Annotated in this window: 22 protein-coding genes and 1 other RNA gene; 13 read left to right on the top strand and 10 right to left on the bottom strand. The window is 65.8% G+C overall.

All coding sequences use genetic code 11. The features are described from left to right. Positions 1-123: 123 nt before the first annotated feature. From GVM20_RS04345 to mtgA, 4 genes are read right to left on the bottom strand one after another with little or no spacing between them, the layout of a single operon-like run. Positions 124-903: an anti-sigma factor gene (locus GVM20_RS04345; protein WP_166546089.1), complete on the bottom strand. Its 780-nt coding sequence runs from the start codon at positions 901-903 to the stop codon at positions 124-126. Then, complete coding sequence (locus tag GVM20_RS04340) at positions 900-1,487, bottom strand: sigma-70 family RNA polymerase sigma factor (protein WP_160759197.1); 588 nt, start codon at positions 1,485-1,487, stop codon at positions 900-902. Before GVM20_RS04340 ends, GVM20_RS04345 begins: the two co-directional genes overlap by 4 nt. Further along, positions 1,487-2,431 (bottom strand): cation diffusion facilitator family transporter, encoded by a 945-nt coding sequence (locus GVM20_RS04335; RefSeq protein WP_166546088.1) that lies wholly within the window; start codon positions 2,429-2,431, stop codon positions 1,487-1,489. The genes GVM20_RS04340 and GVM20_RS04335 overlap by 1 nt, the downstream gene beginning before the upstream one ends. A gap of 6 nt (positions 2,432-2,437) precedes the next feature. After that, the gene (mtgA, locus tag GVM20_RS04330; RefSeq protein ID WP_166546244.1) at positions 2,438-3,097 is read right to left on the bottom strand and encodes a monofunctional biosynthetic peptidoglycan transglycosylase; all 660 of its coding nucleotides are present in this window, start codon (positions 3,095-3,097) and stop codon (positions 2,438-2,440) included. Positions 3,098-3,206: 109 nt separating this feature from the next. Here mtgA and GVM20_RS04325 point away from each other — a divergent pair, with 109 nt between their 5' ends. Further along, positions 3,207-4,538, top strand: a complete 1,332-nt coding sequence (locus GVM20_RS04325; protein WP_166546087.1) for an amidohydrolase — start codon at positions 3,207-3,209, stop codon at positions 4,536-4,538. A gap of 150 nt (positions 4,539-4,688) precedes the next feature. Here GVM20_RS04325 and rpoH read toward each other — a convergent pair whose 3' ends face one another. Together rpoH and GVM20_RS04315 are read right to left on the bottom strand one after the other, a co-directional pair. Continuing rightward, positions 4,689-5,609 carry an RNA polymerase sigma factor RpoH gene (rpoH, locus tag GVM20_RS04320; protein WP_166546086.1) on the bottom strand — a complete coding sequence of 307 codons (921 nt, stop codon included), beginning with the start codon at positions 5,607-5,609 and terminating at the stop codon, positions 4,689-4,691. Between the two features lie 114 nt (positions 5,610-5,723). Next, the gene (locus GVM20_RS04315) at positions 5,724-6,677 is read right to left on the bottom strand and encodes an RluA family pseudouridine synthase (RefSeq protein WP_166546085.1); all 954 of its coding nucleotides are present in this window, start codon (positions 6,675-6,677) and stop codon (positions 5,724-5,726) included. Between the two features lie 16 nt (positions 6,678-6,693). On the opposite strand from GVM20_RS04315, the gene GVM20_RS04310 reads away from it, so the two are divergent. From GVM20_RS04310 to GVM20_RS04285, 6 genes are all read left to right on the top strand, one after another. Further along, positions 6,694-7,092, top strand: a complete 399-nt coding sequence (locus tag GVM20_RS04310; protein ID WP_166546243.1) for a M67 family metallopeptidase — start codon at positions 6,694-6,696, stop codon at positions 7,090-7,092. A gap of 9 nt (positions 7,093-7,101) precedes the next feature. After that, positions 7,102-7,755: a histidine phosphotransferase family protein gene (locus GVM20_RS04305; protein WP_166546084.1), complete on the top strand. Its 654-nt coding sequence runs from the start codon at positions 7,102-7,104 to the stop codon at positions 7,753-7,755. Between the two features lie 10 nt (positions 7,756-7,765). Continuing rightward, positions 7,766-8,479: an N-acetylmuramoyl-L-alanine amidase gene (locus tag GVM20_RS04300; protein ID WP_166546083.1), complete on the top strand. Its 714-nt coding sequence runs from the start codon at positions 7,766-7,768 to the stop codon at positions 8,477-8,479. 61 nt (positions 8,480-8,540) lie between these two features. Further along, positions 8,541-9,272, top strand: a complete 732-nt coding sequence (gene aqpZ, locus GVM20_RS04295) for an aquaporin Z (RefSeq protein WP_166546082.1) — start codon at positions 8,541-8,543, stop codon at positions 9,270-9,272. Positions 9,273-9,335: 63 nt separating this feature from the next. Beyond that, an RNA gene (gene rnpB, locus GVM20_RS04290) (RNase P RNA component class A) lies at positions 9,336-9,758 on the top strand. A gap of 273 nt (positions 9,759-10,031) precedes the next feature. Then, entirely contained in the window at positions 10,032-11,558 is a 1,527-nt protein-coding gene (locus tag GVM20_RS04285; protein WP_166546081.1) for a pentapeptide repeat-containing protein, read from the top strand. Between the two features lie 125 nt (positions 11,559-11,683). Here GVM20_RS04285 and GVM20_RS04280 read toward each other — a convergent pair whose 3' ends face one another. The 3 genes from GVM20_RS04280 to GVM20_RS04270 form a co-directional block, all read right to left on the bottom strand. Beyond that, the gene (locus GVM20_RS04280; RefSeq protein ID WP_166546080.1) at positions 11,684-12,994 is read right to left on the bottom strand and encodes a UDP-glucose dehydrogenase family protein; all 1,311 of its coding nucleotides are present in this window, start codon (positions 12,992-12,994) and stop codon (positions 11,684-11,686) included. A gap of 40 nt (positions 12,995-13,034) precedes the next feature. Then, a complete protein-coding gene (locus tag GVM20_RS04275; RefSeq protein ID WP_353653100.1) occupies positions 13,035-13,829 on the bottom strand; it encodes a metallophosphoesterase in 795 nt (264 codons plus the stop codon). Between the two features lie 198 nt (positions 13,830-14,027). Then, complete coding sequence (locus tag GVM20_RS04270; protein ID WP_234031861.1) at positions 14,028-14,735, bottom strand: SIMPL domain-containing protein; 708 nt, start codon at positions 14,733-14,735, stop codon at positions 14,028-14,030. Between the two features lie 122 nt (positions 14,736-14,857). Between GVM20_RS04270 and GVM20_RS04265 the strand changes: the two genes are divergently transcribed. The 6 genes from GVM20_RS04265 (at position 14,858) to GVM20_RS04240 (ending at position 21,561) form a co-directional block, all read left to right on the top strand. Continuing rightward, positions 14,858-15,295: a VOC family protein gene (locus GVM20_RS04265; RefSeq protein WP_166546077.1), complete on the top strand. Its 438-nt coding sequence runs from the start codon at positions 14,858-14,860 to the stop codon at positions 15,293-15,295. 154 nt (positions 15,296-15,449) lie between these two features. Beyond that, the gene (locus GVM20_RS04260; RefSeq protein WP_166546076.1) at positions 15,450-16,847 is read left to right on the top strand and encodes a glycosyl transferase family protein; all 1,398 of its coding nucleotides are present in this window, start codon (positions 15,450-15,452) and stop codon (positions 16,845-16,847) included. Positions 16,848-16,864: 17 nt separating this feature from the next. Then, positions 16,865-17,962, top strand: coding sequence for a hypothetical protein (locus GVM20_RS04255; RefSeq protein WP_166546075.1), 1,098 nt, complete (start codon positions 16,865-16,867; stop codon positions 17,960-17,962). Between the two features lie 109 nt (positions 17,963-18,071). After that, entirely contained in the window at positions 18,072-18,989 is a 918-nt protein-coding gene (locus tag GVM20_RS04250; RefSeq protein WP_166546074.1) for a sulfite exporter TauE/SafE family protein, read from the top strand. A 10-nt stretch (positions 18,990-18,999) separates the two neighbouring features. Continuing rightward, a complete protein-coding gene (locus GVM20_RS04245; RefSeq protein ID WP_166546073.1) occupies positions 19,000-19,764 on the top strand; it encodes a TIGR02186 family protein in 765 nt (254 codons plus the stop codon). Between the two features lie 102 nt (positions 19,765-19,866). Then, entirely contained in the window at positions 19,867-21,561 is a 1,695-nt protein-coding gene (locus GVM20_RS04240) for an ATP-binding protein (protein WP_166546072.1), read from the top strand. A gap of 117 nt (positions 21,562-21,678) precedes the next feature. Here GVM20_RS04240 and GVM20_RS04235 read toward each other — a convergent pair whose 3' ends face one another. Further along, a complete protein-coding gene (locus tag GVM20_RS04235; RefSeq protein ID WP_166546071.1) occupies positions 21,679-22,413 on the bottom strand; it encodes a 7-carboxy-7-deazaguanine synthase QueE in 735 nt (244 codons plus the stop codon). Positions 22,414-22,557 lie beyond the last annotated feature (144 nt).

The following is a 22,557-nucleotide window of genomic DNA, read 5'->3' as shown; positions in this document are numbered from 1 at the left end:
GGGAATGTCACGTCTGCAAGCCCTCCCGCTTGCCACGAAGCTACGCAGGCTTGCGGCAGGCGGATGCGATCTTATTGCTAATGAGGATGAGTTGCCGCTTGCATACGGCGAAGCGAAAACGCTTCAGACGCGGCTGAAAGCGCCCTTGGCCACCACCGGGCCGGCGTCGACGCCCTCGGGCTTGCCGCCGATCGGCTCGCGGGTGAGCACCAGGCTCGCCCCGTCGCTGAGCTTGGCCGTGACCGCGGCGGGCAACGCCATGCTGCGTACTTCGCCCGGCGCGACCACGCCCAGCGATTGCAGCGCGGAGCCATCAGCGGGCACGAGCCACAATTCGTGATCATGCACGCCGTCAGCCGTCAGGCCGATCGCGGCGACCAGCATTTTCTCGCTTTCAGGGATGTAGGTCACATCCAGCCTGAGGCCGGTCTCGCCAATCGGCACGGTCGCGACCATCGGTTCGGCGGCGGCGACCTGAACGGGCGGCGCGACGGGCGAACCCAAGGGCGAGGTGAGGAACAGCGCCAGCGCCACGGCAGCCGCCATCGACGAAATCCCCGCCACCCACTGCCAGCGCCGCACCCGCGCTTCGAGCGCGACCACGTTGACGGCAGGTGCCTCGGGCGATGCGGCTGCGGCATCGGCAGCGGCCTGCTGGGCGGCAATGCGGGCGGCGATGCCGTCCCACACCTGATCGCTCGGCTCGGCTCCGGCCATGCCATCGGTCAGCGGGGCGAACCAATCGTCCCACCATTCCTTGCGCCAGGCGAAGTGCGGATCGGTCGCGGCCTTGCCGCGCGCGGCGAGCAGTTCCTCGCCTTCGAGCAGGCCGAGCGCCCATTCGGCGGCGATCATCGGATCGTCGCGGGTCACTTCGGGGCCGGTATCTTCGGGCGCGCTCATGCTGCTTCGCTCGCTTCGAGACAGGCGCGCAGGCGTTGCAGCCCGCGGCGGATCCAGCTTTTCATAGTGCCGAGCGGAACGTCAGCGGCCTCGGCCAATTGGGCATAGGTCTGCCCGTCAAAGAACGCGGCGCGGATATGGCCCTGCGTGCGCGCATCCAGAGCGCCCAGGCACTTGTGAATCTGCGCAGCCTGTTCAGCATCGACCATCAGCATATCGGCGAGCGGCGTCTCATCGGCGAGCGGCGCCGCTTCCTCAACCGGCACAGCGCCGCCGCGCACCTTGCCAGTGCGCAGCCGGTCAATCGCCCGGTTGCGGGCAAACGCCGCCAGCCACGCGATCGGGCTCGCGCGGGTCGGGTCATAGCGGTCGGCCCGCTGCCACAGATTGACATAGACGTCTTGCAAGGCGTCCTCGGCTTCCTTTCGATCACCCAAGATACGCAGGCAGATGCCGAACAGCTTCACTCGGGTGGCGCGATAGATTTCTTCCAGCGCCGCCTGATCGCCGGTCGCCAGCCGCGCCATGGCATCGCGCAGCGCTTCGCGCGCTTCGTCCGAGGCGGGACGGGGACGGGCGGCCATCAGCAGCAGCCTCCACAGGGGTTCTCACCGCTTTCAACCTGAAGCGTCGCATGGCCCACGCCAAAGCGCGTTTCGAGCGAGGCGGCGATATCGCGAAGGAAAGAATCGGCTGCCGGGCGGCCGGGCATCACCAGATGCGCGGTCAGCGCGACTTCGGTGGTCGACATCGGCCAGACGTGGAGGTCATGCACCGCGCTCACCCCGTCAAAGCTGGCGAGGTGCTGCTTGACCTCGGCCAGATCGATCCGGGCAGGGGCGGCGAGCAGGCCCATGGTCAGACTGTCACGCGCAAGGCCCCACGTGCCCCATGCGATCACCGCGATGATCACAAGGCTCACCATCGGATCGATCCACCACAGCCCGGTGATGACAATCGCCAGCCCCGCCACGACCACGCCGAGCGACACCAGCGCATCGGCGGCCATGTGGAGATAGGCTCCGCGGATATTGATGTCCTCTTGCCCCTTCAGAAACAGCATGGCCGTCAACGCATTGATCGCGATCCCGATCCCGGCGACGATCATCATCGCCATGCCCTGCGGCTCTTGCGGGGTCATGATCCGGTGGAGGGTTTCGAACAGGATCGCCCCGATTGCCACCGCCAGCAGCAGCGCATTGCCAAGCGCGGCGAGGATGGTGGAGCTTTTGAAGCCATAGGTGAAGCGGCCCGAGGGCGGCCGGCGCGCGGCGATGCTCGCGACCCAGGCCAGCACCAGTGCCAGCACGTCGGACAGATTGTGTCCAGCATCCGCCACCAGCGCCATCGAACCATAGATCAGGCCTGCCGCACCTTCGATCACGACAAAGACGATGTTGAGCCCGATGCCGATCAGGAACGCATTGCCGAAATCGGCCGGCGCATGGTGGTGGCCGTGCGAATCATGCAGCCCGTGGCAGTCCGACGCCCCGCTGCTGTGCTGGTGATGATGGGCGTGCGCGTGCATGTCGGGTCAGTTATAGACGCAGGCGTCGAGCCCGTCACGCCTGACGATCCCGATCCGGCGTTCGATCCGGTTACCGTGGCGCGCAAGCCACCCTCCCGGGCTTTTGACCGAGCGCTTCTTGGGGCTGGGGAGGGCCGCGGCCATCCGGCTCGCCTCGTCCGGTGAAAGGCGTGCGGCGGAATGGCCGAAATAGCGCTGCGTCCCCGCTTCGGCGCCATAGGTGCCGATCCCGGTCTCGGCGACGTTGAGATAGACCTCCATGATCCGCCGCTTGCCCCAGATCGTTTCGATCCAGAAGGTGAACCACGCCTCCAACCCCTTGCGGAAGAACCCGCCGCCCTGCCACAGAAAGACGTTCTTGGCGGTCTGCTGGCTGATGGTCGATCCGCCGCGGATGCGCCCGCCTTCCATGTTCTCCTTCATCGCCTGCTCGATCGCCTCGGCATCGAAGCCGTAATGCTCGCAGAAGCGCGAATCCTCGGCTGCGATCACTGCGCTCACCAGATTGCGGTCGATATTGTCGAGGCTTTCCCAGTCCTTGGTGATGCCGTTCTCGTCCATCAGCATGGTCGCGGTGACGGGAACCGGAATCCACTTGAACGCCACCACCAGCACCAGCGTAAGACCGATAAAGGCGCCAAAGGCCTTGGCGATGAGGCGCAGGATCGTGATCACGGCGCAGGCTCTAGCGCAGCAATCCGGCGCAGGGAAGCATCGGCGCTTGCAGGCGGGGCCGCGCCGTGGCTACCTGTGTCCACACCTAGGGGAGAATTCCATGCGCCTGTTCCACGCCGCCGCCGCCAGCGCCATCGCGCTCGTCCTTGCCGCCGGGCCCGCGCTCGCCGAAGCGCCCGCGACCAAGGCGGCGATTGAGGCGGAGTACGACAATTACCTCGCCCCGCTGTTCCTTGATTTCCACCAGAATCCCGAGATGGGTTTCCTTGAAAATCGCACGGCGGCCAAAATGGCGGCGGAACTGAAAGCGGCCGGGCTGGAGGTGACGACAGGCGTCGGCAAGACCGGCGTGGTCGGCATCCTGAAGAACGGCGATGGCCCGCTGATCCTGCTGCGCGCGGATATGGACGGGCTGCCGGTCGAGGAGAAAACCGGCCTCCGCTATGCCTCCAAGGCGATGCAGGTCGGCGAGGATGGCAAGGAATATCCGGTGATGCACGCCTGCGGGCATGATGTGCACATCACCTCGCTGGTGGGCACCGCGCGGCGGCTGGTGGCCATGAAGAGCCAGTGGAAGGGCACGCTGATGTTCATCGTCCAGCCCGCCGAGGAAGTCGTGCGCGGGGCCAAGGCGATGATGGACGACGGGCTGTACAAGCGCTTCGGCAAGCCTGACTATGCGCTGGCCTTCCATGTCGCCGCCGAACTGGAGACGGGCAAGGTCTCCGCTTCCGAAGGCATCCAGTACTCATCCTCGGATTCGCTCGACATCCGCGTACCGGGGATCGGCACCCACGGCGCAGCGCCGCATCTAGGGCGCGATCCGGTCTATATCGCCTCGCAGGTCGTCACCGCGCTGCAATCGATCGACAGCCGCGAAATCTCGCCGACCAAGCCGGTGGTGGTGACCGTCGGCTCGTTCCATGCCGGGTCCAAGCACAACATCATCTCGGATGAGGCGAAGCTGCAAGTGACGGTGCGCGCCAATGACGAAGAGACCCGCGAACAGGTGATCGCCACGGTTGAACGGATCGCGGTGAATATCGGCAAGGCGCATGGCTTGCCCGACAATATGCCGGTTACCGTGACGCGCCTGCCTGGCACGCCGACCACCATCAACGACGCCGTGCTTGCGCGCCGCCTCAATGCGGTGATGCAGCGCGAATTGGGAGCTTCGGCCTTCGTCCCGTTCGAGCAGAAGAACATGGGGGCCGAGGATTTCTCCTATTTCGTTGCGGCCGATACCGGCGTGCCGGGTTACTACTTCGCGGTCGGCGGGACGACGCCGGAGCGGATCGCCGCGGCCAAGGCCGGTGGTCCGCCGATTGCCGGCCACCATTCCCCGCTGTTCCAGGTCGCCCCGCGCGAAAGTGTGGTGCTGGGGACGCGGGCGATGGTCGCTGCAGTGCTCGATCTGGCCCCGGCGAAGTAATCGTTCTGCCAATGTTCCACGTTAAACATTGGCGGGCCTGACAGCGAAAAGGGCGCTGCGATTCCTCGCAGCGCCCCTTCAAGACCGCGCAATGACTGCGCGATGATCATGCAATGACTGGCCTACTACGTCGCCACGACGTGTGGGCAGTTACGCCACGCCGGGCAGCAACCGCTCGCCAGCGATCCGCTGCATGGCCTTTTGCAGCTTTTCGAACGCGCGCACTTCGATCTGACGGATGCGTTCGCGGCTGACGTCATAGGCCTGGCTCAGCTCTTCCAGCGTCTGCGGCTTTTCGGTCAAGCGGCGCTCGGTCAGAATGTGACGCTCACGCTCGTTGAGGCTTTCCATCGCTTCGGACAGCATCGCCATGCGCATCTGCGATTCTTCGGCATCGGCGACGGTTTCGTCCTGCAAGGGGCGATCATCCGCCAGCCAATCCTGCCACTGGCCCGAGCCTTCCTCATCCCCGCGCAAGCTGACGTTGAGCGACGCATCGCCGCCCATCATCATCCGGCGGTTCATGTTGATGACTTCCTGCTCCGGCACGCCGAGATCGGTCGCGATCTTGGTCACGTCCTCGGGGGACAGGTCGGAATCCTCGTAGGCTTCGAGCTGCTTCTTCATCCGGCGCAGGTTGAAGAACAGCTTCTTCTGCGCCGCGGTGGTCCCCATCTTGACGAGGCTCCACGAGCGCAGGATGAATTCCTGCATCGACGCCTTGATCCACCACATCGCGTAGGTCGCGAGGCGGAAACCGCGATCGGGTTCGAACTTCTTGACGCCCTGCATCAGGCCCACATTGCCTTCCGAAATCAAATCGGACACGGGCAGGCCATAGCCGCGGTACCCCATCGCGATCTTCGCGACGAGCCGCAGGTGGCTGGAAACAAGCTGGGCGGCCGCTTCGGGGTCCTCATGCTCCTGATAGCGCTTGGCGAGCATATATTCCTGCTCGGCGGTCAGGATCGGGAACTTGCGGATTTCCGAAAGATAGCGGTTGAGGCTCTGCTCACCGCTGAGGGCCGGGACCGAAGACGACTTCGATCGGACACTTTGGGACTTGGTCACGTTTTACCTAACCTTTCTAGCGTCGACCGCTTGCACGGGACCCCTGATGGGCATCCCGCGAACTGGGCCACGGGTTCTATATATACGCGAAAACGCCTCAGATGTATGCGGGTTTCATCGATTACTATGTCGCAGTTGGTCGATAAGTTCCGACATGTCTTGCGGAAGATCGCTGCTGAAACGGATCGATTCGCCCGTCACCGGATGGACAAAGCCAAGCTCGGCGGCGTGCAGGGCCTGCCGGGCAAAGCCGAGTCGCTCCAGATCGGCGCGAAGGGATTTGGGGGTACGGCCATAGGCAGGGTCTCCCAGTAGCGGATGGCCGATTGACGCAAAGTGAACACGCACCTGATGGGTGCGCCCGGTTTCCAACCGGCATTCGATCACCGCGGCGTCATCCAGCCGTTCGATCACGGTATAATGGGTGATCGCCGTTTTCCCGCGTGAGGAATTGTTGGGCAGCACCGTCATTTTCTTTCTGTCGCCATCCGACCGTCCGACGCGGGCGTTGATCGTGCCTTCGGACGGCGAGGGGTGCCCGGCGCAGACCGCGATATAGCGGCGGTGGACGGTGTGCGCGGCGAACTGGATGGCGAGCCCTTCATGCGCCGCGTCCGACTTGGCGACCACCAGTAGCCCCGAGGTGTCCTTGTCGATCCGGTGAACAATGCCGGGCCGGGCGACGCCGTTGATGCCGGACAGGTTGCCCCGGCAATGGTGCAGCAGCGCGTTGACCAGCGTGCCGGTGATATTGCCGACCGCCGGGTGGACGACCATGCCCGCAGGCTTGTCGACCACGATCAGGTGCGCGTCCTCATAAGCGATGACGAGCGGAATATCCTCGGGCTGCGCTTCGGCCGGCATCGCGGCGGCAATGATGATGCGGAACGGCGTATCGGCGGCGACTTTCGTCGAGGCAGAGGTCGCTGTCTTGCCCGCGACATCGACCCGGCCCTGCTCGATCAACCCCTGCACCCGCGCACGGGACAAGCCTGTGGCGTCGGCCAGCGCTTTATCGAGGCGGGCGGGGGCGGAGATGGTGCCATTGATGATTTCGGGTCCGGACATGGTATGGCCATGCGTGATGCAAGTCGAAGTGACAAGCCAAGCCCTCGCCACCATGCGCGCCGCCGCTGCCGCCGCTCACCCCTTGGAGGCGTGCGGGTTGTTGCTGGGGGAGGGCACCCGCATCACCGAGGCGCGCGAAACCCGAAATGTCCATCCTGCCCCGCAGACCCATTTCGAAATCGACCCGCAGGCGCTGATCGATGCGCATCGCGCCGCGCGCGGTGGAACCGGGCCGCGGGTGCTTGGCTATTTCCACTCGCATCCCGCAGGGCCGCCCGCGCCCTCCGCCACAGACCGCGCCTCGGCCTCGGGCGATGGCCGTGTGTGGGCAATCATCGCCGGACGCGACGTGAAGTTCTGGATGGACGGGGAACAAGGGTTTGTCGCCCTTCCCTTTGCCATGATCGATGGCTAGGAAAGCGCCATGATTTCCCAGACTGATCTTGCCGCGATGCTGTGCTCGCGTCTGTGCCACGATATGCTCTCTCCGGTCGGCGCGCTCGCCAATGGGCTGGAGCTGCTCGCCGACGAGCAGGACCCCCAGATGCGCGCGCGCTGCATGGAGCTGCTGGAACAATCCGCCCGGATCAGCACCGACAAGCTCAAGTTCTTCAGGCTGGCCTTCGGCGCGGCAGGCGGCTTTGGTGAGGCGATCCCGGTGGATGAGGCCAAGGCGGTGATCGACGCGCTGGCGTCCGATGCCAAGCGGGTCGATGTGAATTGGGCAATCGCGGAACCCAGCCTGCCCAAGCCGGCGGTGAAGGTGCTGCTGAACCTCGCGCAGATCGGATTGGACGCGCTGGTGCGCGGCGGGACGCTCGATATCGGAGCGGAACGGCGCGACGGCGCGGTCGAGATCGTGGCGCGGGCGCGCGGCGAGCGGATCGCGTTCGACGAAACCATCGGCCGCGCGCTGCAAGGCGACCTTGCCGAGAGCGAAATCACCAGCCGCACTGCTGCTGCACACATGATCGCGGTGCTGGCCGAGGAGATGGAGGGCGGCCTCCAGTACAAGCTGGGCGACGGAGCGCTGGTCCTGGGCGCGGTGCTGCCCGAGCCTGACGGCATGATCGGCTGAGGGGACGATAATGGAGGGGGAGGACGAACTGGTTCACGAGGAACGCCTCTCGCCCAACTTTGACGAACGCAGCCTGCCGGTCAGCATGGTGGTGCTGCACTATACCGAGATGAAGCCGGTCGGCGCCGCGCTTGAGCGGCTGACGGACCCCGAGGCCAAGGTCAGCGCCCACTACCTCATCACCGAGGAAGGCGGCGTGATCCGTCTGGTGCCGGAGGACAAGCGCGCCTGGCACGCGGGCGCGAGCTTCTGGCGCGGCATTCCCGACGTGAATTCGGCGAGTATCGGGATCGAACTGGATCACCCCGGGCATGGTCTTGGCTACCGCGGGTTTACCGATGCGCAGATCGAGGCGCTGATCCCGCTGCTCAGCCGGATCGTCAAACAGTACGACATCCCCCGCGCCAACGTGGTCGGTCATTCCTGCGTCGCGCCGATGCGCAAGGTCGATCCGGGCGAGCTGTTTCCGTGGGACCGGCTGGCGCAATACAAGCTGTGCCTGCCGCGCCCGCAAAGCCTGGCAGCGGGCAATCCGTTCCACAACGAAGGCTCGTTCTTCCTCGCACTGGAGCGCTTCGGCTACGACATCACCGACCAGACCAAAGCGGTCGAGGCGTTCGAACGGCGCTGGCGGCCCGAACACATCACCGGCATCCCCGATGGCGAGATCGCCGCGATCCTGTGGCAATTGCTGCTCGACCGCGATCAGGGGCGGACCCGGTAGCTCACGGATTTTCAACGTCTGGCCGGATTGGGATCCGGCGGGCCATACGGGGGAGAGTGGGATGACAAGGAAGTTGGCAGCCGAGTTTTTCGGCACGTTCTGGCTGGTGTTCGGCGGCTGCGGGTCGGCGGTGCTGGCGGCGGGCTTTCCCGAACTGGGGATCGGCTTTGCGGGGGTATCGCTCGCCTTCGGCTTGACGGTGTTGACGATGGCCTATGCGGTCGGCGGCATTTCGGGTGGCCATTTCAATCCGGCGGTCAGCTTGGGCCTCGCGATTGGCGGACGCTTTTCGTGGAGTGAACTGGCGCCCTACTGGGCGGCGCAGGTGATCGGTTCGTTCTGCGCGGCGGGGATGCTCTACGTAATCGCCAGCGGCGCGCCGGGCTTTGCAGCGGGCGGCTTTGCCTCCAATGGTTATGGGGAGCTTTCGCCCGGCGGATATTCGATGCTGGCTGCCTTGGTGACCGAGGTGGTGCTGACGGCAGGGTTCCTGGTCGTGATCCTCGGTTCGACCTCGTCCAAGGTGCCGGGCGGCTTCGCACCGATTTCGATCGGGCTGGCGCTGACGCTGATCCACCTCATTTCCATTCCGGTCACCAACACCTCGGTCAATCCGGCGCGTTCGACCAGCGTGGCGTTCTACGCCGATACGGCGGCGGTCGGGCAGTTGTGGCTGTTCTGGGTCGCCCCGCTGGCGGGCGCAGCGATTGGCGCGCTGGTGTGGAAGCTGTTGCTGGCGCCGGACGAAAGCCTCGCCAATATCGGTGGGCGTGACAGCGATCCCGCCGCGTGAACTCGGGCGAGCGGCGGGGCAGCTTTGCAAATCCCGCCGCTCCCGCCTATAGCGCGCACCGTCAGGGGGCCTGAGGCAGCCGCGTGTCCTTTCGGGGACGCGAGGAAAGTCCGGGCTCCACGAAACAAGGGTGGCGGGTAACGCCCGCCGGCGCGCCTTCGGGGGCGCAAGGGAAAGTGCCACAGAGAGCAAACCGCCGATGGCCCCGGGTTCGTCCCGGGGGACAGGCAAGGGTGAAAGGGTGCGGTAAAAGCGCACCGGGGGGCTGGCAACAGCAACCGCATGGCAAACCCCACCCGGAGCAAGGCCGAATAGGGGTCTCGCGCCTTTCGCAAGAAGGGTAGGCGTGTTTCGCGCCGAGAGACCCGGGTTGGCTGCTAGAGCGCCGGAGCAATCCGGCGAGCAGATGAATGGCTGCCACCTGAGGCCCGTCCGCAAGGATACCGCCTTAGGCAACAGAACCCGGCTTATGATGGCCCCCTGATATGGATTTGTTGCCCTACCGCTTCGCTACTTGAGGGCGTGTTTGTTTTTCGCTCGCCCGTCCGGGCGAACGTCCTCGGTGCGGTTTCCTTCGCTTTGCTACGGAGCACCTGCGGGCGGCCGGTCGGCCTTGCGGTCGCTGCGCGACCGATGGGTGCGCGCCCTAAAGTCCCTCCCCATTCCTGCGGAACGGGGAGGGAAGGTCGCCCCATGACGACGGGATTTGTCTATCCGCGCCCCTTTGCGTAACCTGTCCTTCGGAAGGATTTGCCGCCAATGTTCACGCTTGCCGCCGCGCTTTCGCTTGCTGTTCAGGCGCCTGATCCGGAAGACGCGGCCGAGCTTGAAGCCATTGAGTCCTGCGCGCTCCCCGGCGAGGCACCCGGTGCCCGCGCGACATGGGCGATCATCGATGCGCGCGCGATGACCTCCCCTGCCGACCTAGCCCAAGCGCTGCGCGCTGCGCCTGCGGGCCACCGCCGGATCGTGCGGGGCGGCAATTTCAGAGGCGCCGACATGCGCGAACCCGCCGCGCTACTCGCCAATGCGTGCCTGGTCTCGACCGATCTCGATGGCACCAATTGGGAGAATACCATCGTCCCGGGGCTGAGACTGGTGCGGGTCGCCCTGACCAACGCCAAGGCCAGCGGCGCGCACTGGTCGTGGGGTTCGATGCTCGGGACGAATTTCGCCGGGACCAATTTCACCGGCGCAGACCTGTACGGCATCCGCTTCGTCTCCGCATGGCAGGGCGCGGATTTTGGCGAGGTCCGCTTCAGAGCGGCCAACCTCACCGACGCGACCTTCGCCTGCGGGATCACAGTCGACGAATGGTGCATCAATGCCACGCCCGACCTGACCGACGCCAATCTGACCGGCGCCGACATCAGCGCGCTGGGCCTGTGGGATGCACGGATGAACCTCGGCGCTACCCTCAACAACACCACAGTCTCGCCGCGCTCGCTCGTCAATCTTGGCGGCGCGCGGATCACCGGCCCGCTGCGGCTGGCGACATATTTCACCCCGACCTATCCCGACAGGGAATACGTCCCCGTCACCGCCACGATCAGCGCCGAGGAGGCGCGCACGATCATCGATGGCACGCTTGCCGCCAGCGCCGAGGTGGATCGCCCCAGCTTCGATTGCGCCAAGGCCGCAACCCCGGTCGAGACGATGATCTGCGACGAATATGAATATGTCCTGCGCCGCTATGACCTCGAATTGGCCGAGGTGTGGCGCGAGCTGCGGGCGGCGGGGAAGGGCGATCTGGCCGAGCAGCGCCGCTGGCTCAAATCACGCTCCGCCTGCGAGGATCGCGCCTGCCTCAGCGATCTTTACGAAGCGCGCCTCGCCGTCCTGCGCGGCCAGCTGGGCCCCGGCATCACCCTCGCACCCGGCCAAAGCGTGACCTATCACGGCCGCCTGCTGCCGCTGCCTGAAGCGATGCGCAGCGGCCCCCTCTACGAACGCATCATCCCGGTGCTGATCGACGCAAGCGATCAGAGCGTCACCCTGACCGGCAATCCCGACGGCAGCATCGCCGCCAGCGGCAGCGCCATCGGCGGCAACGCGCATATGTGCGATCTGGGGGTGGAAGCGGCGCGGTTTGACCGGGCCACCGGCTGGTGGAGCGCGGTCAGCGCGGAGACGGGCGCCAAGGTTTCGCTCTTCCGAGTCGAGGGGCGACGGATCCTGTTTCGCTACAGTGGCAACCTCGGCGGCACGCCGGAGGAAGCGGGCGAGTTCATCAGCTGCGGCGCAAGAGCGGGTTTTGCCGACGGGCTGGATCTGACCCCGCGGTAGGCGGAGATTTCCCCTCCCCTTGGGGAGGGGGTAGGGGGAGGGGGTAAGGCATCCGCGGGTGTCGAACACCCATCCCCAACCCCTTCCCTCAAGGGAAGGGGCTTAAAGGCGCAATGCCTAAGCTGCTACGCCCTACCCACGCTCACATAAGTGAACCCGGCGGCGGCCATGTCATCGGGCTTGTAGATGTTGCGCAAGTCCACCAGCACCGGCGCGTTCGCCAGCTCCTTCACCCGCTTGAAATCGAGCGCGCGGAAAGCGTCCCATTCGGTCACGATCACCACCACATCCGCGCCTTCAATTGCGGCATAGGGATTGGCACACATGGCCACGCCGGGCAGCAGCGGGCGGGCCTGCTCCATGCCTTCCGGATCGTAAGCGGCGACGTCGACCCCTGCGTCCATCAGCGTCTGCGCGATCGCAATCGCCGGGCTGTCGCGCATATCATCCGTGTTCGGCTTGAAGGTCAGGCCGAGCAGCGCCGCCTTCTTGCCGCGCGCTTCGTCCAGCCCGCCGAGCGCGTCGACGACCTTGCGGCCCATCGCGCGCTTGCGGCTGTCGTTGACCTTGACCACGGCCTCGACGATCCGCACCGGGCTGTCGTAATCCTCGGCGGTCTTGAGCAGGGCGAGGGTATCCTTGGGGAAGCACGACCCGCCATAGCCGGGACCGGCGTGGAGGAACTTGGAACCGATGCGCTTGTCCATGCCGATCCCGCGGGAGACGTCCTGCACATTGGCGCCAACCTTCTCGCACAGGTCCGCCATCTCGTTGATGAAGGTGATCTTGGTCGCGAGGAAAGCGTTGGCGGCGTACTTGATCAGCTCGCTGGTGCGGCGGCTGGTGAACAGGATCGGGCTCTCGTTGAGGAACAGCGGGCGATAGACCTCGCGCATGACCTCGCGCCCGAAGTCGTCCTCGGCGCCGATCACGATCCGGTCAGGCCGCTTGAAATCGCCGATCGCCGCGCCTTCGCGCAGGAACTCGGGGTTGGAGACGACCGAGACCTTGTGAGAGGTGCCGGTCTCGTGGATGATCCGCTCGACCTCGTCCCCGGTGCCGACCGGCACGGTCGACTTGGTGACGACCACGGCGTCGTTCGCCAGCTTCTCGCCGACTTCGCGGGCGACTTCGTAAACGAAGGTCAGATCGGCATGGCCATCGCCCCGGCGGCTGGGCGTGCCGACCGCGATGAAGATCGCCGCCGCGCCCGCAATGCCCTCACCCAGATCGGTGGTGAAGCTCAGCCGACCGGCCTTCACATTGCTATCGACCAGCGCATCGAGACCCGGCTCGTAGATCGGCATGATCCCGGCGTGGAGCCGGTCGATCTTGCTCTGATCCTTGTCGATGCAGACCACGTCGTGCCCGAAATCGGCAAAGCACGCCCCTGATACGAGCCCGACATAGCCTGACCCTACCATCGCAATTTTCATGAACTCTGGCCCTTACGAGATTTCGGCACCGGTTGGCGGTCTAGCGCGCCCGGTCGCCGTGGAACACCTGCGCCGTCCCGTCGTCCGCGGTCCGGGCCTGCAAAATCCGCCGCTGATCGCCCTCAAGCACGAGCGCTGTAAGCACACCCGAGCGAAAAGCGCCAGTATCAATGCCGATGCGATTGCCGCAATCCATCACGTGGTCGAAAATGGTGTGGCCGTGCACCACCACCTTCTCGAGCGGGCCTTCGTGGCTGAGAAAACGCTCACGAATCCAGAGGAGATCGCTGCGCTTCTGTTCGCCCAGCGGTCGCTCTGGATCGATGCCGGCGTGAACGAAAGCATAGTCGCCGGCGCAGATCATCGTTTCGAACCCGGCGATGTAGTCGCGGGTGGCCTGCGGCACGAGCTTCGGCAGCCGTGCGAAGATCTCGCCCAGCTCCAGTGTGGCAAGCTGCTTGCTCGACAGGCCGTAGCTCAGCATCGTCTCGCGCCCGCCATGTTTGAGGAAGTGGCGCAGGGCCTCGGGCTTTTCAAAAGCGGCGAGGAACATCTCTTCGTGATTGCCCGCCAGCACCTGGACGTTGCGGGCCTGCTGCCACGCTTGTGTGCGGGTCACCACACCCGCGCTGTCCGGTCCGCGGTCGATCAGATCGCCGAGCAGGATGATGCGGTGGTCCAGCTTCGGGGCGGCGACGATCTCGGCCTCGATGGCGGCAATCAGCGCTTCATAGAGATCAAGCCGCCCGTGAATGTCACCAATTGCATAATAGCGCGCGCCATTCGGCACCACCGGCAGCTTGGGCGGAGAATGGGGCCTGAAGAAATCGCGCAATCGCTGAAGCATGACTGAGGTAATGTTCCGGTTTTGCCAGCCCTATAGGGCAATGCGGCGGGCGGCACCAAGGCCGCCGCCGTAGCAGGAGCGTGCGCATAAGCCCCGCAACGTGGCCGCGCAACACAACCACCGACCTGCGCGACGGACGGTGCGAATTCGTCGCCCAGCGGCGCGCGCAGGTCGTTGGTGGCCTGGTTAGTCGAGCGTGAAGCTGACCGTCGTGACGACCCGCACCTTCTTGTACGGGCTGTCGGCCGAACCCCAGCCGCCCGCCTCGCCATCGCGCGCTTCGATCTCGAAATAGCCTTGGGTCGCGTCCTTGATCTTGCCGACGCCGGAGTTGGAATCCTCGGCGAATTGCTGGGCAGATGCGCGCGCGTCCTTGGTCGCTTCGGCCACCATTTCCGGCTTGATGTCGTTCAGTTTGGTGAAGGTGTAGGCCATGCCCGAGCCTTCCTCGAGAAACACCCCGCGCCCCACGAGGTCGAACTGCCGCGCCACGGCCTTCTGCGCGCGGGTGATGTCTTCGGTGCGCAGCGCGAGCCGTTGGCGCACGGTGAAGGTCGTGCTGCCCTCATTGGTGAAGCTGGTCACGTTCGCGCCGGTCGGTTGCAGCGCGTCGGCGGGAAAGCCCAATTCCTTGAAGAACGCCTCGATCGACTGCGTATCGGCGCGCACCTTGGCCTGCGCTTCGGCAAGGCTGGTGGAGGAGGCCGAGTAGGAGATCGTCCAGGTCGCAAGGTCGGCGGTGACATTGCGTTCCGCCAGCCCGCGCACGGTCACGGCGCGTTCGGCGTCCTTGGCGCGCAGCAACCCGTCACCCAGCAGATATCCGCCCGCGATCATGCCGACCGCAAGGATCGCGGCTGTGCCGAACCAGCGCGCGGTCGCAGGCTCACGCATGACACCGCTGGCCGCGTTTGCCGGTTGCACTTCGTGATCGTCCATACCATGTTTCCCCAAGATGAGTTGATGCGACGAATTGTGCATCTGCGTCGATGAACCGTTTTTGAATGGAAGTTCCCATGGTCAAATATCTTCACAGCATGATCCGCGTCACCGATCCGGATGCCACGGTCGATTTCTTCAAGCTGATCGGGCTGGAGGAAGTGCGCCGGTTCGATGTCGAGGCGGGGCGCTTCACGCTGATTTTCCTCGCCGCGCCGGGGCAGGCGGGCGTTGCCGAGGTCGAGCTGACCTATAACTGGCCCCCCGAAGACGGCAGCGGCGGCGAGGAGTACAGCGGCGGGCGCAATTTCGGCCACCTCGCCTACCGCGTCGACAATATCTACGAGACGTGCCAGCGCCTCGCCGAAGCAGGCCACATCATCCATCGCCCCCCGCGTGACGGGCACATGGCCTTCGTCAAATCGCCCGACGGCATCTCGGTCGAATTGCTTCAGGAAGGCCATCTCGCGCCGGCTGAACCGTGGGTCAGCATGCCGAATACCGGCAGCTGGTAAGCCACTGGCATGGACGAGGGTCGAGTCTAAACCCCGAATAAACCAACAAAAATTTGCAAATCCGGTTGCGTGGCAGGGCTGCGCGGGGTAGGTTGCCTTCCTAATTGGGGAGGGGGTCGCCTTGTCCATAACCGAGCCTGGTCTGTGGCAGTGGATGGCACTGCTACAGCGAGAATTGTTGCTGTTCGCCGGGGTGTTTTTCCTGATCGGCGCGCTGGACGATCTTGCGGTTGATGGCGTGTGGCTCTCGCTCCGCCTGACCGGGAGGGGTGTGACCCGGAAACGCAGCCGGACTGCGCTCCAGCATCGCCCTCTGTCCGGGCCGGTCGCCGTGCTGATCCCCGCGTGGCAGGAAGCCGCGGTGATCGGCCAGACCGTCCGCCACCTGCTGGATACCTGGCCGCAGCCGAGCTTGCGCCTCTATGTCGGGTGTTACCGCAATGATCCGGCCACGCTGGCAGCGGCCATGGCCACGGCGCGCGGCGACCCGCGGCTGCGGCTGGTCATCGTCGAGCGCGACGGGCCGACCACCAAGGCCGATTGCCTCAACCGGCTCTACGCCGCGCTCCTGATCGATGAGGATCGCGCCGGGCAGCGCTTCACCGGGGTCGTGTTCCACGATGCCGAGGATATGGTCGATCCGGGCGCGCTGGGCCTGCTGGATGAAGCCATCGCCGAGGGGGCGGACTTCGTGCAACTGCCGGTCGAGCCGCTGGTGCCGCATCACCGCGGCTGGCTCGCGCGGCAGATCGGCAGCCATTACTGCGAGGAATTCGCCGAAGCCCATGGCAAGGCGCTGGTGGCGCGCGATGCCTTGGGAGCGGGCATTCCCGGCGCGGGCGTGGGCTGCGCCGTCTCGCGCCGCGCGCTCGACCGCTTGGTTGAGCGCCACAGTGCTGAGGACGGCGAGGGCGTGCCCTTTGCCAGCGACTCGCTGACCGAGGATTACGAGCTTGGCCTTGCCATTGCTGCGGCGGGCGGGCGCTGCCGCTTCATCCGGGCGCGCGGCGGGGACGGGCGGCTGATCGCGACCCGCGCCTTTTTCCCGCACCGCTTCGACACCGTTGTGCGGCAGAAGAGCCGCTGGGTGCTGGGTATCGCGCTGCAAGGCTGGGACCGGGTCGGCTGGGCGGGCGGGGCGAGCGAATTCTGGATGCGCGCGCGCGACCGGCGCGGGCCGCTGACGGCGCTGGTGATGCTGGTGGGCTATGTGCTGGTGCTGCTGACCGGCGCGATGGGGGTCATCGTCGTGACCGGCGTGGCAGAGCCCGCACCGCTGACCTCGCTGCTCAAGGCGGTGCTGATCGCCAATGCCGCAGCGTTCCTGTGGCGGATCGCGATGCGGTTCGCGTTCACCGCCCGCGAATATGGCATGGGCGAGGGGCTGCGGGCGGTGCTGCGCCTGCCGCTGGCCAATGTCATCACCATCATCGCCGGACGCCGCGCGGTCTTCGCCTATGCCCGCACGCTGCGCGGGCGCGCGGCGGTGTGGGACAAGACCGAGCATGATGCCCATCCGGCCGCAGTGGTGGGAATTCCGGCCAGTTCGTGATGACAGGGGGGAGCCACATGGCGCGCGCCAAGGGCGGACCGCTGGTGATGCTGGTGGTGCTGGTCAGCGGGTGGAGCGCAGCGCGGGCGGTGTGGTGGGAGAATCCGTTTCTGCCCCCTGTCGCCGTCCACGATCGGCCGCTGTTTAAAGAAAATCCGCCGACCACGCCGCTGCCCCCGCTTGCGCCAGAGCGGCTCAGAGCAGGCACGCTGGCGATCACCTCAGCCGCTTTGGGCTGGCGCCTTGGCACATCCGGGGGCGGCGGCAGCGACGGCGAGGTTGCGGCAGCATATCACTTGCCGTCGCCCGCCGCCCCGCGCGATTTGGTCGGGGGCAGCGCCGTGATCGCCGGAGCCGGAGCCGGACTCCCGACCGGCGATAGCGACTGGCCTGCTGCCCTGCCGTTCGTCCCGACACGTCCCGCTGTGCCCGCTCCCGCCCCGGACGAACGCTGGTCAGTCGATGCCTGGGCGTTTTGGCGGCAGGGCTCGACCGCCGCGCCGATTTCGCAGGGGCGGGTACCAATTTATGGCGCGAGCCAAGCGGGTGCTGTGCTGCAATATCGCCTCGCCCCCGCGTCGCCGCAGGACCCGCGGCTCTACGCCCGCGCCTATCGCGCGCTGGTGCGGAGGGGCGAAAGCGAGCTGGCGCTCGGCGCCTCGGCCCGCCCGTTAGGCCGCGTCCCGCTGCGGCTGGCGGGTGAGGTGCGCTATACGGACGGAGCGTTCAGCGACACCTTGCGCCCGGCCGCCTATGTTGTCAGCGAGCTGACGCTGGTGCCGTTGCCCTATGGCGCGCGGCTGGAAGCCTATGGGCAGGCAGGCTGGGTGGGCGGCCCGGAACCTACCGGCTTTGCCGACGGGCAAGCGAGCGTGACCGGCGAATTGCCCAAGGTGGCCGGGTTGACCGACAATGCGGTGCACCTCAGCCTTGGCGTGGCGACATGGGGCGGTGCGCAGAAGGATGCGCAGCGGATCGACATCGGCCCGACTGTGCGGCTGGACGTGATGCTGGGCGATGTGCCCGCGCGACTCTCGGTCGACTGGCGTGAGCGGGTGGGGGGCGATGCCGGGCCGGATTCCGGGCTTGCCGCGACATTATCGACCCGGTTCTGAACTCTGCTGGCCAATCAGGCCGCCGAAACATGCAAAACCGCCGTCTCACCAACAGGAACGCGCCTCGCCTGACTTTCATCGCCTTCGCCGGTGGTCTACCCTCCCGCGCATGGACGTTTACCTGCCCATCGCGAATCTTTCGGTCAACGGCCTCTATATCGTGCTGCTGGGCGGGCTGACGGGCATCCTGTCAGGCCTGTTCGGAGTCGGCGGCGGCTTTCTGACGACGCCTCTGCTGATCTTCTACGGCATCCCGCCGACGGTGGCCGCGGCTTCGGCGGCGACCCAGGTGACCGGCGCGAGCGTGTCGGGCGTGCTCGCCCATTCGCGCCGCAAGGGCGTGGATTACCGCATGGGCGGCGTGATGGTCGGCGGCGGGATTGTCGGCGCGCTGATCGGGGCAGGCCTGTTCCGGGTGCTGCAATCGCTTGGCCAGATCGATGTGGTGATCTCGATCCTCTATGTGCTGATGCTCGGCTCGATCGGGATGCTGATGATGCGCGAGGCGGTGAGTTCGCTGCGCCCCGGCCTGCTCGGCAGGGCGGGCGTGCAGGTGAAAAAGCGCCGCCACCACCCGCTGGTCGCCAGCCTGCCCTATCGCTGGCGGTTCTATGCCTCGGGGCTATATATCTCGCCACTGGCCCCGGCGATCCTCGGGATGCTGGTCGGCATCCTCACCATGCTAATGGGCGTGGGCGGCGGGTTCCTGCTGGTGCCGGCGATGCTCTACATCCTCGGCATGAGCGGCAATGTCGTGGTCGGCACCTCGCTGTTCCAGATCCTGTTCGTGACGATGGTCACGACGATGACCCACGCGCTGACGACCAAGGCGGTCGATCTCGTGCTGGCCGCGTTGCTGCTGCTGGGGTCGGTGCTGGGCGCGCAGTTCGGCACGCAGATCGCGCTGAAGGCCAAGCCCGAATACCTGCGTCTCGCACTCGCCGCGCTGGTGCTGCTGATTGCGCTCAGGATGCTCTACGGGCTCGGTGTGCAGCCGGACGAAATCTACACCGTGGTTCCGCTGTGAGGGCTGCCCCGTGAAGTTGGCAGGGCGGCTGATCCTGCTGGCGGTTGCCTGGGCGACGCTCTCAGCACAGCGCGAGCCTATTCTGGTGCCCGCTGTCAGCCAGTCGCGGATCGAAGTGCGGCAAGGCTTCACCGGTGCGCGGCTGCTGCTCTACGGCGCGGTGATCGACCCGTCGGCCACAGGGCGGGCGGGTGACTACGACATAGTCGTCGTCCTCAAGGGCCCGACCGAGCCGGTGCGCATTCGCGAAAAGGAACGCATCGTCGGCATCTGGGCCAATGCCGGGTCGAGCGACTTTCGTTCCGCCCCCGCTTTCTTCGCGGTTGCCTCGTCCCGCCCGGTGGGCGAGATCGTCGATCAACGCACGGCAGCGATTTACGAGCTTGGCACGGACTTCATCCAGCTTTCGCCGTCCGGCCAGATCGACCCGGAAGAGCAGGCCCGCTTTGCGCAAGGTCTGGTCGAACTGCGGCGGCGGCAAGGGCTGTATCAGGAGAACCCGCGAGGGGTGAGCATCGCCGAAAAGGTGCTCTATCAGGCGCGCATCGACCTGCCCTCCAACGTCACCACCGGACGCTACACCGCCGAAACCTTCGCCATCGCCCGCGGCCGGGTGCTGGCGAGCGCGACCGCGCGGATCGAGGTGGTCAAGGCGGGGCTGGAAGGCCAAGTGGTGTCGGCGGCCCAGCGCTGGTCGTTCCTTTATGGCCTTGGCGCGATTGCGCTTTCGCTGGGGATGGGCTGGCTGGCCGGACGGCTGTTCGCCCGCGCCTGACGCCGCCTGCGCTGCGGCGGGCTAACGCAATGTTGACGCGATTTTAACCTCGTCCGCCCTATTTCCTGTCTGTTCCAACGGGAGCGGCAAGGGAATGCGCGGATGACCGACCACGGCAGGCAAGATTTCGAGCGCTTCACCGGCCCCAATCCGGCGGGCACGGAAGAGGTCGCATCGGCCTACGCCACCAGCCAGGACAATGCGCGACTGCCAATCGGCGTGGTGCTCGAGATTTCGGGCTCGGGCTCGCAGATCGCGCTGGATCTTCAGCGGCTCAATGATTGCATGAAGGACGCCGATCCCTCGATCGCGCTGGCCGGGCAGGTCGGCAGCCAGATCAAGATCCGCGTCGGCGATGCCTGGCTGCTCGCCAACGTCCGCGACCAGCGCAAGGACCGCCGCACCGATGGCGGGATCATCGCCCATATCGATTTTCTCGGCGAAGGCGGCGAGGAAAAGCTGACCGGCCGCATCAACGGCTTCAAGCGCGGTGTGACCCGCTACCCGATCCCCGGCGCGATGATCTATCCCGCCACCACCCGCGATCTTGAACAGATCTACGCCAGCGATGGCCGCGCCAGCATCACCATCGGCAAGGTCTTCCCGACCAAGGATATCCGCGCCGGCCTCTATATCGACGCGATGCTCGGCAAGCACTTTGCGCTGCTCGGATCGACCGGGACCGGTAAATCGACCAGCGCCGCACTGATCCTGCACCGCATCTGCGAGGCCGCGCCCAAGGGTCACATCGTGATGATCGACCCGCACGGCGAATATGCCGCTGCGTTCCGCACGACCGGGCAGATCCTCGACGTTTCGAACTTGCAGATGCCCTACTGGCTGATGAACTTCGAAGAGCATTGCGAGGTTCTGCTGACGAGCAGTGGTAACGAACGCCAGGTCGATGCCGATATTCTTGCCAAGTGCCTGCTGGCTGCGCGGTCCAAGAACCGGCTGGCGCAGACGATGGGCAAGATCACGGTGGATTCGCCGATCCCCTATCTGCTCAGCGATTTCGGCAACATCCTGCAGGACGAGATGGGCAAGCTCGACAAGGCGACCTCGTCCGCACCCTATATGCGGATCAAGGGCAAGCTTGACGAAATCAAGGCCGATCCGCGTTACCAGTTCATGTTCTCAGGCATGCTGGTGGGCGACACGATGGTCGATTTCATCGGCAAGATCTTCCGCATGCCCGGTCACGGCCGCCCGATCTCGATCATCGACGTGTCGGGCGTGCCATCCGACATCACCTCGACCGTGGTGGCGGTGCTGTCGCGCCTGGTGTTCGACTTTGCGATCTGGAGTCGCGACGAAAAGACCCGGCCCGTGCTGCTGGTGTGCGAAGAAGCGCACCGCTATGTCCCCAACGAGAAGAACGCCGATGGATCATCCGTCGGCAAGATCCTCAGCCGGATCGCCAAGGAAGGCCGCAAATACGGCATCAGCCTCGGCCTGATCACGCAACGTCCCTCCGACCTGGCCGAAGGCGTGCTGTCGCAGTGCGGCACCATCATCTCGATGCGTCTCAACAACGACCGCGACCAGGCCTTCGTGCGCGCCGCCATGCCCGAAGGTGCGCGCGGGTTCCTCGATTCAATCCCGGCGCTGCGCAACCGCGAATGCATCATCTGCGGCGAAGGCGTGGCAATCCCGATCCGCGTGACCTTCGACAATCTCGAGGAACACAAGCGTCCGGCCTCCGAAGACCCCAGCTTCGTCGAACTGTGGAGCAAGGACGGCGGCGAAGAAGAACTGGTCGAGCGCGTGGTGATGCGCTGGAGAAGTCAGGGGTAAGGTTTCCCCTCGTCATTGCGAGCCGGAGGCGAAGCAATCCACGAACGTACGGTGCACCTCGGATCGACGGCAGATCATGGATTGCCGCGTCGCCTTCGGCTCCTCGCAATGACAAAGTTAGGTCCCCCGTGTATCCCCGTACAAGTGGATATGCAGCCGGTCGCTCATGCGGAATCCGTGCTTGAGGCAGAGGTCTGACAACCACACCTGCCGCTCGCGCTGGGTCGCGCTGTCCGTTCCCTCCGCCATCAGGAACACGCGCTCAGACCGGAAGCGGTAGCGCCGCTGGAGCGCCAGAACCTCGTCCACATTCTCAGGCGCCGCGATCACGAACTTCAGGAAGGCGCGCGGGTCCGCCGCCCAGGCATCGAGCCGCTCGGGCAGCAGCGCCAGATCCGCCGGGTTGCCGCTATGCGCCAGTTTGGGGCTGACATTGTACTGATCGACCCGCACATCCAGCCGCGCGGGCGGGGCGACGGTGCCGTTGGTTTCGATCTCGACGCTGATATCGGGCAGCAGCGCCAGCATCTCGGCCAGCGCGCCCGCCTGTAGCAGCGGCTCACCCCCGGTGATGACGAGCCGCTTCTGCCCCAGCGCGGCGATCCGCTCTGCTGTTTCCGCGGGCGAGAGCGTCACCTGATTGGCCTTGCGCTCGAAGGCGATTCCGTCGCGGTGCGGGCGGTTATCGCCCTCGAACCGCCACGTGTAGGCCGTGTCGCACCACGTGCAGGCGAGGTTGCAGCGGCTGAGGCGCACGAAGGCGACCGGCATGCCTTGGCTCGGCCCTTCGCCTTGCAGCGAGGCGAAGATTTCCGGCCCGCCGCTGTCGTCGGTGGCGAGGGTGAGGTTCATCTGATCCTGCCCGGAACGGGGAGGGGGACCATGCGAAGTATGGTGGAGGGGCGAGCGAGGGTGACCCGTGATGCCGAGCCTTGCGGAAAGGCGCGCGCGCCCCTCCACCCCGACCCTGCGGGTCGCGGTCCCCCTCCCCTGAAG

This window comes from Porphyrobacter sp. SLTP (assembly GCF_009905735.1).
Lineage (GTDB): Bacteria > Pseudomonadota > Alphaproteobacteria > Sphingomonadales > Sphingomonadaceae > Erythrobacter.
Note: the sequence above shows the minus strand (reverse complement) of the source record. Positions and strands in the feature narration are given on the sequence as shown.